At 62.2% G+C, this 13,482-nt stretch carries 9 protein-coding genes; all 9 read right to left on the bottom strand.

Annotated features, from left to right (window positions below; translation table 11 throughout):
- Positions 1–65: 65 nt before the first annotated feature.
- Complete coding sequence (locus tag O3300_RS18335; protein WP_305053753.1) at positions 66–1,616, bottom strand: alpha-N-arabinofuranosidase; 1,551 nt, start codon at positions 1,614–1,616, stop codon at positions 66–68.
- Between the two features lie 223 nt (positions 1,617–1,839).
- Positions 1,840–2,607 (bottom strand): SDR family NAD(P)-dependent oxidoreductase, encoded by a 768-nt coding sequence (locus O3300_RS18330; RefSeq protein WP_305053752.1) that lies wholly within the window; start codon positions 2,605–2,607, stop codon positions 1,840–1,842.
- Positions 2,608–2,693: 86 nt separating this feature from the next.
- Positions 2,694–4,271, bottom strand: coding sequence for an aldehyde dehydrogenase (NADP(+)) (locus O3300_RS18325; protein WP_305053751.1), 1,578 nt, complete (start codon positions 4,269–4,271; stop codon positions 2,694–2,696).
- Entirely contained in the window at positions 4,268–5,260 is a 993-nt protein-coding gene (gene araD1 / locus O3300_RS18320) for an AraD1 family protein (RefSeq protein WP_305053750.1), read from the bottom strand. The genes O3300_RS18325 and araD1 overlap by 4 nt, the downstream gene beginning before the upstream one ends.
- 12 nt (positions 5,261–5,272) lie before the next feature.
- Positions 5,273–7,015, bottom strand: a complete 1,743-nt coding sequence (locus O3300_RS18315) for an IlvD/Edd family dehydratase (protein WP_305053749.1) — start codon at positions 7,013–7,015, stop codon at positions 5,273–5,275.
- A gap of 196 nt (positions 7,016–7,211) precedes the next feature.
- On the bottom strand, positions 7,212–8,282 hold the full coding sequence (locus O3300_RS18310; protein WP_305053748.1) for an aldose epimerase family protein: 1,071 nt from the start codon (positions 8,280–8,282) through the stop codon (positions 7,212–7,214).
- Positions 8,283–8,299: 17 nt separating this feature from the next.
- The gene (locus O3300_RS18305) at positions 8,300–9,247 is read right to left on the bottom strand and encodes a glycoside hydrolase family 43 protein (protein ID WP_305053747.1); all 948 of its coding nucleotides are present in this window, start codon (positions 9,245–9,247) and stop codon (positions 8,300–8,302) included.
- A gap of 24 nt (positions 9,248–9,271) precedes the next feature.
- Entirely contained in the window at positions 9,272–10,624 is a 1,353-nt protein-coding gene (locus O3300_RS18300) for an MFS transporter (protein WP_305053746.1), read from the bottom strand.
- Between the two features lie 189 nt (positions 10,625–10,813).
- The gene (locus O3300_RS18295) at positions 10,814–13,471 is read right to left on the bottom strand and encodes a TonB-dependent receptor (protein WP_305053745.1); all 2,658 of its coding nucleotides are present in this window, start codon (positions 13,469–13,471) and stop codon (positions 10,814–10,816) included.
- Between the last annotated feature and the right edge of the window lie 11 nt (positions 13,472–13,482).

The following is a 13,482-nucleotide window of genomic DNA, read 5'->3' as shown; positions in this document are numbered from 1 at the left end:
CTTCTCCAAAATGGTCAGCCGGCCCATCATGCGGGCCGGCTTGATGAATGACAAGGGGTGGCAGGCTAGTCGACCGCCACCACGACGACGGCCTTGGCGGGCACCGACACGGTCAGCTTGCCGCCTTGCGCCTTGGCATTAAACGCCACGGGCTGCACGGCTTGCGGTTGCGCAAAGCTGTTGACGGCATCCATCTTGCCTGCGGTCAGCACGCGGCCAGTCACGGCGGTCACTTTTTGCCCCGCCAGCGCCACGCTCACGTCGACGGCCTTGTGCGGATTCGTGTTGACCAAGGACAAGTACACCTTGCCATCCTTGGCGCGCGCGGCCGAGGCGCTCACTTCCGGAATACTGACCTTGCCCAGGCTGTACTTGCCATTGCCATTGATGGCGACCGGTAACGATGTGGCATCCTGGAACGGCACGTACATTTCAAACGCGTGATACGTGGGCGTGAGGAAATATTTATCCTTGTCCGTGATGATCATCGCTTGCAGCACATTGACCATTTGCGCGATATTCGTCATGCGCACCCGGTCCGCATGGGCGTGGAAAATGTTGAAATTCAAGGCGGCGACGAGTGCATCGCGCAAGCTGTTTTGCTGGAACAGGAAACCCGTGTTGGTGCCCGGCTCGACGTCGTACCAGGTGCCCCATTCATCGACGTACAAGCCCGTCTTTTTCGAGGGATCGTTCTTGTCGATGGCGGCGAGATTGTTCTTGATCAAGCTATCGATGCGCAGGGTGCGGCTCAAGGTGGAAATCCACTCATTTTCGCCAAAGCCCGTGGCCGCGCCCTTCTTTTCCCACACGCCGGTCGGCACCGTGTAGTAGTGGAAACTGATGGCGTCCATCATGTTCGGCTTGATTTCGCGGCTCAGGGTGCTGGACCAGCTGATGTCGTCGTCATTGCCGCCGCTGGCGATGAATTTCGGGCGCGCGCTTTCCGGCGTCTTCATGAAGGTGTGATAGTGCTTGTACAGGTCGGCGTAGTACTGCGGGCGCATATTGCCGCCGCAACCCCAGGCTTCGTTGCCGATGCCAAAGTAATCGACTTTATACGGCTGGGCGCGGCCATTCTTGCGGCGCAGTTCGGCCAGGGTGGACTTGCTGTCCGACGTCATGTATTCCAGCCATTCGGACATTTCCTGCGGCGTACCGGAACCGAGGTTGCCGTTGATATAGGTCTGTGCGCCCAGCAACTCAGCCAGATCGAAGAATTCATGCGTGCCGACGGCGTTCGATTCTTCCACGCCGCCCCAGTTGGTATTGACCTTGGTCGGACGCTGGGCGCGCGCGCCGATGCCATCCTTCCAGTGGTATTCATCGGCAAAGCAGCCGCCCGGCCAGCGCACCAGGGGCACGTGCAACTGCTTCAGCGCGCCCAGCACGTCGTTGCGCCAGCCTTTGGTATTCGGAATGGACGATTCCGGCCCCACCCACATGCCTTCGTAAATGCCCGTGCCCAAGTGTTCGGCGAACTGGCCGTAGATGTTTTTATTGATCACGGAACCAGGCTTGGCCGCATCGATGGTGACGCTGACGGGCGCGGCAAAAGCGCCGCCGACGGCCATGGCCAGGCTGAAGGCCACGATGCTGGTGTTGATACATTTCATGCTGTCTCCTGTTTTTAAGTGAAAAGCAAGGGCCGGGATCGACCCGGCAATGGATGTGGCGATGCCTCTCCTGCCGCGGGGTTGGGGCGGCAAGAGCGGTATTTCAAAGGAGGGGGATGGCTGGGGGCAAACCCGCGGCCGACAAAACGCCCAGGGCTAGGCGCAGGGTCGCAGACAGTACGCTAGTACGGCAAGACCCTGCAACAACGCCCTGGACGTTTTGTCAGACCCAGCCGGCGTCGACGATGAACTCTTGACTCGAGCACATCGCGCCGTCATCGGAGGCAAGGAACAGCACCATGGCGGCGATGTCCTGTGGCATCAGCTTGCTTGGCAAGCATTGGCTTTTCTTGATTTCCACTTCCGCTGCCTCGTCGACCCACAGGTCGATCTGGCGCTGCGTCATGACCCAGCCGGGCGTCACCGTGTTGACGCGGATATTGTGCGCGCCGTAATCGCGCGCCAGGCCCCGCGTGAGGCCCACGACGGCCGCCTTGGTGGTGGCATACACGGGGTAGCCGCCCGACTTCATGTGCCACGAAATCGAGCTGACGTTGATGATGGAACCGCCGCCCTTGCGCTTCATGCCCTCGAAGACGGCCTGGCACGTAAAGAACATGGGACGTTGATTGATCGCAATACGCTCGTTCCAGTATTCCAAGGTGACATCCTGCGCCTGGTGGCGCTGGTCGTTGGCGGCATTGTTGACGAGGATATCGAAGTCGCCCAGTTGATCGGCCAGTGCGGCCATGACGGCTTGCAGGGATGCAATATCCGTGATGTCGCAATGGCGGAACACGGGTGCCGTCCAGCCCGCTTCAGCCAGGCGGCGGCACAGGGCCTCGCTCGCTTCCACGGCGATATCGACAAACGCCACCACGGCGCCCTGGGCGGTAAATTCCGCCACCAGGGATTCGCCGATGCCGCTGCCGCCACCCGTGATGAACACGCGCTTGCCCTGCAAGCTGCCATATTTCGCCAATTGCTTCATCTTGTCTCCACCTGTTTATTTTTTATGTACAACGTGCAACGCAAGCTGGCGCGGCAAGGCCATCGGCCCCGCCGCGCAGCAGCTTTTTACTCCTTGCCGAGAACGCCATCCTTGCGGCGCCAGATCCCCAGCGGATTATCGTCGCGCAGCGACTCCGGCAGCAAGTCCTGCAGCAGGTTCTGGTACGACACGGGACGCAGGAAGCGGTTGATGGCCGCCGTGCCCACGGACGTGCTGCGGCCATCGGACGTGGCCGGGAACGGGCCGCCGTGCACCATGGCCGTCGACACTTCCACACCGGTCGGGAAACCGTTGGCCAGGATGCGGCCCACGCGGCGTTCCAGCACGGGCAGCAAGCGGCGCGCGTCCGCCAGGTCGCCCGCATCCATCTGCAGGGTGGCCGTCAGCTGGCCTTCCAGGCTTTCCGTGATGGCAATCAATTGTTCCATGTCGCGGCATGCCACCAGCAGAGAAGCCGGGCCGAAGACTTCGTCGCGCAAGTCGTGTTTGGCCAGGAAAGCCTCGCCCGACGTGACGAACAGGGCGGCGGCGCCCTTGCCCTCTTCTCCCGTGTTTTGCACCAGCGGCGTCACGTCCGCGTGCTGCGCCAGGGCGGCGACGCCCTTGGCATAGCTGCTGGCGATGCCGGCCGTCAACATGGTGGCGGCCGGCGCGGGCGCCAGCGCTTCGGCGGCAGCGGCGGCAAAGGCCGTAAAGTCGGCGCCTTCCAGGCCCAGCACGAGGCCGGGATTGGTGCAGAACTGGCCCACGCCCATCGTCAGCGAGGCGGCAAAACCGCCGGCGATCGCCGCGCCACGGGCGGCCAAGGCTTGCGGCAGCACAAACACGGGGTTGATGCTGCTCATCTCCGCGTAGACAGGAATCGGTTGCGGACGCTCGGCCGCCACCTTCATCAGGGCGATGCCGCCCGAACGCGAGCCCGTGAAACCGACGGCCTGGATGGCCGGATGGGCGACCAACGCCTGGCCGATGCCATTGCCCGTGCCCGTCAGCAAGGCAAATACGCCGGCCGGCAGCTTGCAGATGGCAATCGCCTTGACGATGGCGCGCGCCACCAGTTCCGACGTGCCCGGATGGGCCGAATGGGCTTTCAGGACGACGGGGCAGCCGGCCGCCAGGGCCGAGGCCGTGTCGCCGCCGGCCACGGAAAAGGCCAGCGGGAAGTTACTGGCCGCAAACACGGCGACGGGGCCCAGGCCGATCATGCGCAAGCGCAAATCTGGACGGGGCGGCACGCGCTCCGGCAGCGGGCTGTCGATGCGCGCATCCGTCCACGAACCCTCGCGCAGCAAGCCGGCGAACAGTTTCAACTGGCCCACCGTGCGGCCGCGTTCGCCTTCCAGGCGCGCGCGCGGCAAGCCGCTTTCCGTCATGGCGCGCACGATCAGGTCGTCGCCCAGGTCCAGAATTTGCGCGGCGATGGTGTCTAAGAAGTCGGCGCGCTCCGCATCCGTGGTGGCGCGGAACGGGTCGAACGCGGCTTGCGCCAGACGGCACGCTTCGTCGATTTGCGCTACGTCAACCATGTGGAAGGCGGGCGCGATGTGCGCGCGCGCGGCCGGGTCCCACGCTTCGAAGGAGCCGCCATTGCCCTTGACGGCGACGCCGCCGATCCATGCATCACCGGTGATATGGAAACTCATAATGTGCTCACTTTCGCAAATTCGGTTGGGAAGACGTCGAGGCGGTTGCGCAAGGCAGGGCCAAAGGCCGGCGCTTCGATTTCAAAGGTTTCGCCCGGCGCCACGCTGACGCCATCGGCAAAGCTCAGGGTGGCCGTGCCGAAGAAATGCACGTGCACGTCGCCTGGGCGCTTGAACAGCGGATACTTGAAGTGGTGGTGTTCCAGGTTGGCAATCGTGTGCGACATATTCTCTTCGCCGCTGACGAAGGCCTTTTCCCAGCGCACCTTGCCGGCCGCGTCCAGCACGCGCGAAGTACCGGCTATGTGCGCGGGCAATTCGCCCACCAGCAGGGCGGGACCCACGCTGCAGGCGCGCAGCTTCGAGTGGGCCAGGTACAGATAGTTCTGGCGCTCCGTCACGTGGTCCGAGAATTCATTGCCGATGGCGTAACCGACCCGGTAGGGCTGGCCGTCGTCGCCGATCACGTACAGGCCGGCGATTTCCGGCTCTTCGCCGCCATCGAGGGCAAAGTCCGGCATGCGCAGCGGCTGGCCGCCCGCGCGCACGATGGAGCCGTCGCCCTTGTAAAACCATTCGGGCTGCGCGCCGGCCGTGCCAGCGGCTGGCTTGCCGCCTTCCACGCCCAGGCGGAACATTTTCATCGAGTCGCTGAGCGACTCGGCGTCGCCGCCGATCTTCTTGTGCATGGCGTCGCGCGCGCCGGCGCTGCCCAGATGGGTCAGGCCCGTGCCCGTCACGTAGCAGTGCGCCTCGTCCGCGTGGTCGAGCGGCGGCAGCACGCGTCCGGCAGCGGCCACGTCCGCATAGGAATGCGTGACGTTGCCGACGGTAGCATTCACCAGGTCCGCCAGATTGATACGCTTGCGGATGGCGTCTTGCGCCAGCGCATACGTCGTGTTGTAGCCTTCGATGACGCGGATCTGGTCGTCTTGCAGCAGACCGACGAGGCGGCCGCCGTGTTCATTCGTAAATTGCAGCAACAGCATGGAATTCTCCGCTTAGTGTGAGTGGCGCGGCACGGCGGAACCGCGATTGCCGACCAGGAAGTCGAAATCGCAGCCTTCGTCGGCCTGCAACACGTGTTCGATGTACAGCTGCTGGTAGCCGCTCTTCGGCCCGGGCGCGCTGCCCAGTTCGCGGGCCGCCAGGCGTTCGGCGATTTCAGCGTCGCTGATGTCGATATTCAGGCTGCCGTTGTGGCAATCGAGGGCGATCATGTCGCCATCCTTGACGATGCCCAGCGGGCCGCCCGCCATCGCTTCCGGCGCCACGTGCAGCACGACGGTGCCGTAGGCGGTGCCGCTCATGCGCGCATCCGAAATGCGCACCATGTCGGTGATGCCTTGCGCCAACAGTTTCGGCGGCAAGCCCATGTTGCCCACTTCCGCCATGCCCGGATAACCTTTCGGGCCGCAATTCTTCATGACCAGCACGGAATCGGCATCGACGTCGAGATCCGGATCAAGGATGCGCGATTTATAGTGTTCGAAATCCTCGAACACGACGGCCTTGCCCCGGTGCTGCATCAAATGCGGCGAAGCGGCAGACGGTTTCAATACGGCACCGCGTGGCGCCAGGTTGCCGCGCAGCACGCAAATGCCGCCATCGGCCAGCAAGGGGTTGTCCAGCGTGCGCACCACTTCATCGTTGTAGATCGGCGCTTCGACGCAGTTGTCCCACAGCGACTTGCCGTTGACGGTCAGCGCATTCTTGTGCGGCAGCAAGTCGCCTTCGCCCAGGCGGCGTATGACGGCCGGCAAGCCGCCCGCATAGTAAAACTCTTCCATCAGGAAACGTCCCGACGGCAGCAAGTCGACGATGGTCGGCGTGCCGCGGCCCACACGGGTCCAGTCTTCCAGCTCCAGCGGCACGCCGATGCGGCCGGCAATCGCCTTCAGGTGGATCACGGCATTGGTCGAACCGCCGATGGCGGCGTTGACCTTGATGGCGTTTTCAAACGCTTCGCGCGTCAGCACTTTCGACAGGCGCAGGTCTTCGTGCACCATTTCGACGATGCGGATGCCCGACATGTGCGCCAGCACGTAGCGGCGCGAATCGACGGCAGGGATGGCGGCGTTGTGCGGCAGCGACGTGCCCAGCGCTTCAGCCATGCTGGCCATGGTCGAGGCCGTACCCATGGTGTTGCAGGTACCGGCCGAGCGCGACATGCCCGATTCGGCCGACATAAACTGGTGCAAGGTGATGGAACCGGCCTTCATCTGCTCGTGCAACTGCCATACGGCCGTACCGGAACCGATGTCCTTGCCATTCAACTTGCCGTTCAGCATGGGGCCGCCGCTGACGACGATGGTGGGGATGTCGACGCTGGCCGCGCCCATCAGCAGCGCCGGCGTCGTCTTGTCGCAGCCGACCAGCAGCACGACGGCGTCCATCGGGTTGCCGCGGATCGATTCTTCCACGTCCATCGAAGCCAGGTTGCGCGTCAGCATGGCCGTCGGGCGCAGATTCGATTCGCCGTTCGAGAAGACGGGGAATTCCACGGGGAAACCACCCGCTTCCAGGATGCCGCGCTTGACGTGTTCGGCCAACTGGCGGAAATGGGCGTTGCAAGGAGTCAGTTCGGACCAGGTATTGCAGATGCCGATGATGGGCTTGCCGTGAAACTCGTGGTCAGGTATGCCCTGGTTTTTCATCCAGCTGCGGTACATGAAGCCGTTCTTGTCCTGCGAGCCGAACCACTCGGCAGAGCGCAGGGCAACCTTCTTTTTTGTCTCAGACATGCCATTCTCCTGGTTGTGCCATGCCGGATCTAATGTCGTCGGCCCGGGCAGCGATGTTGGAATACTAAAGAATCCTGCCATGCCTTTCCAATCAATTTTTAATGCGTTCCGATACCGAAAACGGTATCAGCATGCCGTAATGAAAACGCCCTGCGGGCGCGTGGCGGCAGGGCGTGGGCTGTTTTGGCAGGAGTACTTATCCGGCGGAAAAGCGGTACAAGGTGTGCGTCCGATACTCCTCGCCCGGACGCAAGATGCTGTTCGGGAAGTGGGACTGGTTCGGCGAATCCGGGAAATGCTGGGTTTCCAGGCATAGCGCGCTGCGGTAGCCGTTGGCGCGCAGCTTGCCGGGCTGGCTGCCGTCGAGGAAATTGCCGGAATAAAACTGGACGCCGGGCTCCTGCGTGTACACCTGCATCACCCGCCCCGACACGGGATCGCGTACGGTGGCGGCCAGGCTGAGCAGTTGACCAGGCTGTTGATTCAGCACAAAGTTGTGATCATAGCCACGGCCGATGCGCAGCTGCTCGTGCGGTAAATCGATGCTGTGGCCGATGACGGTGCTCTGGCGCAAGTCGAACGGCGTGCCGGACACGTCCGCCAGTTCGCCCGTGGGAATCGAACCCGCGTCCACGGGCAGGTAGCGGTCCGCGTTGATCGTCACCTCGTGACCGAGGATATCGCCCTGCCCCGCCAGATTGAAATAGCTGTGGTTGGTCAAGTTGACGGGCGTGGCCTGGTCCGTTACGGCGTGGTAGCGCAGGCTCAGGGCGTTGTCGTTGTCCAGTTCGTACACGACGGTCACGTCCAGCTTGCCCGGATAGCCATCTTCGCCGTGCGGGCTGCTGCGCGTGAACGTGACGCCGGCGGCATCGTCCCGGGTGAAAGGCTCGGCCTGCCACATGACCTGGTGAAAGCCTTGGTTGCCGCCATGCAAGTGATTCGGTGCATTGTTGACGGCCAGCTGGTAATCCTTGCCGTCGAGGCTGAAACGTCCCTCGGCAATGCGGTTGCCGAAACGCCCGATGACGGCGCCCAGGAAAGCGCCATTGGCCAGATAGGGTTCGAGGCGCTCGAAACCGAGCACCACGTCGGCCAACGTGCCGGCGCGGTCCGGCACGTGGATTTCGCTGATGATGGCGCCAAAGTCGAGCACCTTGACTTGCATGCCCTGGCGGTTCGTCAGGGTAAATACGGTCACGTGCTGGCCACCGGGCAGGGTGCCGAACGGCGCTTGCGTCACTGAAACGGAATCAACTGGGGTCATGGCGTCGGGTCCAGGTTTTACAGGGTCGATGAGCGGCCAAACACGGGCATGCCTTGCGCATCCCAGCGCAGCGGTTTGACGAACGTGTGGCGATCCGGGTTCCACAGCGGATCGCCGACGATTTCCGTGTAGGTGCGGGCATGGTACACCAGCAATACGCCGTCGCCGTCCTCGGCCGTCGTGAAGCTGTTGTGGCCGGGGCCGTAGATGCCGTGCTCGTAGCAGGTGGCAAACACGGGCTCGGGCGACTTGCTCCACGAGAACGGGTCGAGCAAATCGGCTGACGCATCGGCCCACAGCAAGCCCATCGCATAATTTTCATCGGTGGCGCTGGCCGAATAGCTGATGAAGATCTTGCCATTGCGCTTCAACACGGACGGCCCCTCGTTGACCCAGAAGCCGCGGATTTCCCAGTCGAATTCCGGCTTGCTCAACATCACGGGCGGACCGGCCAGCTGCCACGGCGTGGCCATCGGCGCGATATACAGGTTCGAATTGCCTTCGATGGCCACATCTTTCTGCGCCCACAGGTAGTACAGCACGCCGTCGTGCTCGAACGTGGTGGCGTCCAGGCAAAAGGTATCGATGCCCGTATCGATCTGTCCCATGAATTCCCACTCGCCTTCCAGCGGGTTGGCATTCGTATTGCGGATCGCATACATGCGGTGCTGGAACAATTTATGCCTGATCTCGCGGCTCGGCGCGGCGGCGAAATACACATACCAGGCGCCCTGGTTGAAATGCAATTCCGGCGCCCACACCAGTTCGCTGTACGGGCCCGTTGCCGGCTTGTGCCACACGTCGACCGTGGGCGCGTCGGCCAGGCCGGCGATACTGTCGGCGCGGCGCAGTTCGATGCGGTCGTACTGGGGCACGGAGGCCGTAAAGTAATAATAGCCGTCGCTGTGACGGTAGATATGCGGGTCGGCCCGTTGTTCGATCAGCGGTTTCAAGACGTCTGCCATGTTGCTTACTCCATTCAGTTATTCTTACGCGGCGACAAAACCGCGTTTGTGCATTTCCGACTTGACGCCGCTGTAGTACGCATCGCTGATGCGGTACTTGAACATCAGCAAGCCCATCAGCAGGTGAAAGAAGCCGGGGATGATCGACAGCATCAGGGCGATGCCGTTCAGGGCGAATTGCGTTTGCTCATGGTTCGGCTGGTAGTCGAAATACGCGAGCAGCACGCCCACCAGGCCGCCCGCCACCGCCATGCCCGCCTTCTGGCAGACGGAAATGCCGCCAAAGGCGAAGCCGGAGACGCGCTTGCCCGTCTTCACCTGTCCATAGTCGATGGTTTCCGCGATGGCCGACCAGAATACGGGCGCATGCAAGTCCACCACGAAGGACAGCAGGAAATACAGGGCGAAAGCCAGCACGGTATCGCTCGGTTTTACGAAGAAATAGATCGCCAGGCTGATCAGCGCGACGCCGATCTGCGTGTAGCGGAACAGTTTAACTTTGCAATAGAACTTGGTGATCCAGGTCGAGGCGATCATGGCCAGGATGGCGGCCACCACGCCCGTGGTCAAAAAGGCGGCCACCGTTTCCGTGCTGCCGCCCAGATAGTATTTCGCGTAATAAATGGCGACGGAACCGCGCACCACGTAGCCGATGGTGCCCGTGACGCACACGCCGCACAGCACCAGCCACTGGTCGTTCTGCAGCAGCACTTTCAATTGCGCCAGCAACGATTGCTTTTCCACCACGTGCACAACCCGCTCGGTGGTGGAGAAATAGCAGAACAGGAACAGGGCCACGCCCATGACGGCCATCACGGCCATGGCTGCCTGGTAGCCGACGGCCGGGTTGCCGCCGCCCCAGCGCTGCGACAGGACCGGCACGACGATGGTCACCATGAAGGCGCCGATCTTGGCGAAGAACAAACGGTAGCCGTTGGCCGACAGGCGGTCCTGCGGGTCGCTGGTCAAGCCGCTGATCAGGGAAATATACGGGATGCCCACGCCGGCCGTCATGATCGTCATCAGGATATATGTGGAATATGCCCAGATCAGCTTGGCGTCGTACTGCCACTCGGGCGTGCTGAAGACAAAGAAGACGCTGACGCCATACGGCACGGCCAGCCACAGCAGATACGGACGGTAGCGGCCCGAGGCAAAGCTGTAGCGGTCCGTGATCTGGCCCATGACGAGGTCGGCGATGGCGCCGATGACTTTCACGGCCACGAACAGCAGGGCCAGGTCCGTGGTTTTCAAGCCATAGATATCGGTATAGAAAAAGGTGATGATCAACATCATCGACGAAATGACGACATTGAGCGCCATGTCGCCGGCGCCGAAGCCGACCTTTTCAACGGTGGATAATTTTTGCGTCTCCATGCTTTCCGTCCATTCTTTTTATGATGAATCGTGCGTGACTGTCCAACTGACAGGGGCGTTGCCGGCCGAAACCATGGCAACGCCCTTGGATACTGCTTTTTTCACTCATGTAAAACGTTCAGGGCAAGGCGCGTTGCCGAAGACAGTACGAGGAGTACGGCGAGGCAATGCAACGCAGCCATGGACGTTTTACATTTTCCAGCGTAAAGAGAGGCCAACTGTCCGGTCATAGCGGCGCGTATCGCGCGCATACACGCCCGGTTCGTTCCAGTAATCCTTGAACTTGGTATCGAGCAAGTTATTCCCATCGAGGGTCACGGTGAACTGCTCGTTGATCTTGTACGACAACGAACCGTCGAGCTGGGCCGTCGGCGCCACTTTCAAGTCCAGGCCAGGGCCGCCCTGATTGTAGCTGTCGATGAATTTCGAGCGCCAGTTGTAGGCCAGGCGGCCCGACCACGCATCTTTTTCGTACAGCAACACCAGGTTGTAGGCGTAGCGCGACACGCCCGTGATCGCATGGCTGCCCGTCTCGTCGTCCGTGGTGCCGCTCATGTAGGTGCCGTTCGCTTGCAAGCCCAGGCCGCTCAAGATGCCGGGCAAGCCGTCATAGAATTGCTGGTAGCCGATTTCCAGGCCCTGCAGCTTGCCGGCCGCCGTGTTGTACGGGCGGTCCACGTCATATGTCTTGCCGGCAATGGTTTCGCTGGAAATGCGTTGCTGGATATACCCGTCGAACTTGTGGTGGAACACGGTGGCCGTCACGGAACCGGCTGGCGCGAAATACCATTCCAGTGCCGCGTCGACGTTGTCGCCCACGACCGGTTTCAAATTCGGATTGCCGCCCGCGCCCGTCGCCTTCACCGTTTCCGTCGAGTTGACGAGGGCCACGCCCGGGTTCAGCTGGGCAAAGCCCGGGCGGCTGATGGTGCGGCCCGCCGCAAAGCGGCCAACCAGGTCGGCGCGCAGCTTGATTTTCAGGGCCACGCTCGGCAGCACATCGGTGCTGGACGTGTCGCTGACGACGGGCGTGTAGACGCCATCCTGCGAGCTGTTGCCCTGCAAGCTTTGTTCGGTGCGCACGACGCGCACGCCCAGGGTACCGTCAACGGGATAGTCAGCCAGCTTGAAGGCGACCTTTGCCTTGGTGTAGATGGAATACGTCTTTTCCGTATCCTTGAAGAACGAACCCGGGTCCATGGCGCGCGCCGCGCTGCTGCCCGTGACGGCCTGGCGCACGGTGCCCGTGTTATTGAGCAAGAAACTGGCGCATGGCGTGTACCACTGCTTCAAGCCGTAGTCGGGTCCGCCGCTGGACATCGGTTCCGACAAGCAATTGAGGCCTGGAATCGACGTCACGCTCTGGCGGCCGAATGGAAATGCGGCGCCGGACACGTCCGGTGCTTCCGCATTGCCTTCATAGCTTTTGATCGATTCGGCTTCGCGCTTGACACCGCGCAAGCCGACGCTGATTTCCTTGAAGATGCCGCCGGCACTCGGCGTGTACGCCAGGTCGGCGCGCACATCGTTCGAGCTGCCCTGGTCCTGGCCGTAGCGGTCGAAAAAGCCCTTCAAATAGTAATTCGACGGGTCTTGCAAGTCGATGCCCGTGTAATCGACGTGCAAGGTGCCGTTCTGGTTGGTATTGATGGTGGCGTTCGGCACTTGCGTGATGGCGTCGAGGATGGGATTGCGCCATTTGAAGGTACTTCTGGTGCTGGCCACTTCCGACGTGAAACGCCATTCCGGGTTGATATCCCACAAACCGCCGACGGCAAACTGGTGCGTTTTCGTCTCGTTCTTGTTCGCCTGCGTCGACATGATGGTGTTGACGTTGGTCGAGGTGAGGGTTTGCAGCTGGTTGGTGCCGGGAATTTTGGTGGCGGACACGGGCGTGCCCCACCATGGCAAGCCGACGAAGTAATCGGACTCGGCATCGAGCAGGAAGCGCGTGGCCATGCCTTCTGCGTACAGCTCGACGTCGGCGTTCGGACGCCATTGCAGCACGGCATTGGCGGTCGTGCGGCGGCGGTCGCCCTTGATCGGCAGCAAACCCACCTGGTCAGGCCCCGTCAAACCAGGCAACAGGAAACTTTTATCCACGGGCGCCGTATTGAATGCGCGTTCTTCATGGTAACGGTGCTGCTGCTGCGACAAGCCCAGCAGCGCGCCCACTTCGCCGATGCCCGTCTTCCAGCGGTTCGCCACCATGCCGCTGATGTTCGGGTCTGTGGCTTTCGATTTGTCGCTGTAGACGGCGCGCGTATTCACGCTGGCCGTAAACTCCTTGAAGTCGAACGGGCGGTTGGTGCGCACGTCGATGATGCCGGCCACGCCGCCTTCGACCTGGTCGGCGCCCTGCGATTTGTACACGTCCACGCGCTGCAGCATGGTGGCGGGAATGTCGGCCAGGTTGACGTAGCGGCCCGTGGTGGTGAACAGTTCGCGGCCATTGAGCAGGGTCGTGACGTCGCGCAAGCCGCGGATCATGACGGCGCTGGCCTCGCCCGAATCGCGGCGGATCTGGATGCCGGAAATGCGCGCCAGGGTTTCGGCAACATTGTTATCAGGGAATTTGCCGATGTCGTCGGCCACGATGGAATCGATGACCTGGTCCGAGCGCATCTTGATCTGCTGCGAATTTTGCGCCGAGCGGCGCACGCCGCTGACGGTCACGACCGACACTTCCGCAGCGGGCTCGGCACTGGCATCGGCTACCACCGCCTCCTGCGCCCATACCGAAGCCGTGCTCAGCAAGCCAATACCGGCCAATGCCGCAACGGCTGCCTTCAAGGTGAATGGACGAGGGAAAGTGGCCGCGAGCGGACCGGTGGCGTTGCGCATCATGAATCTCCAGA

This window comes from Janthinobacterium sp. SUN206 (assembly GCF_030587305.1).
Classification (GTDB): domain Bacteria; phylum Pseudomonadota; class Gammaproteobacteria; order Burkholderiales; family Burkholderiaceae_D; genus Janthinobacterium; species Janthinobacterium kumbetense.
Note: the sequence above shows the minus strand (reverse complement) of the source record. Positions and strands in the feature narration are given on the sequence as shown.

Bases quoted from the DNA above. Each gene is read 5' to 3' on its own strand.
- O3300_RS18335 (WP_305053753.1), bottom strand. From the start codon at position 1,616: ATGAAATGTATCAACACCAGCATCGTGGCCTTCAGCCTGGCCATGGCC.
- O3300_RS18330 (WP_305053752.1), bottom strand. From the start codon at position 2,607: ATGAAGCAATTGGCGAAATATGGCAGCTTGCAGGGCAAGCGCGTGTTC.
- O3300_RS18325 (WP_305053751.1), bottom strand. From the start codon at position 4,271: ATGAGTTTCCATATCACCGGTGATGCATGGATCGGCGGCGTCGCCGTC.
- araD1 (WP_305053750.1), bottom strand. From the start codon at position 5,260: ATGCTGTTGCTGCAATTTACGAATGAACACGGCGGCCGCCTCGTCGGT.
- O3300_RS18315 (WP_305053749.1), bottom strand. From the start codon at position 7,015: ATGTCTGAGACAAAAAAGAAGGTTGCCCTGCGCTCTGCCGAGTGGTTC.
- O3300_RS18310 (WP_305053748.1), bottom strand. From the start codon at position 8,282: ATGACCCCAGTTGATTCCGTTTCAGTGACGCAAGCGCCGTTCGGCACC.
- O3300_RS18305 (WP_305053747.1), bottom strand. From the start codon at position 9,247: ATGGCAGACGTCTTGAAACCGCTGATCGAACAACGGGCCGACCCGCAT.
- O3300_RS18300 (WP_305053746.1), bottom strand. From the start codon at position 10,624: ATGGAGACGCAAAAATTATCCACCGTTGAAAAGGTCGGCTTCGGCGCC.
- O3300_RS18295 (WP_305053745.1), bottom strand. From the start codon at position 13,471: ATGATGCGCAACGCCACCGGTCCGCTCGCGGCCACTTTCCCTCGTCCA.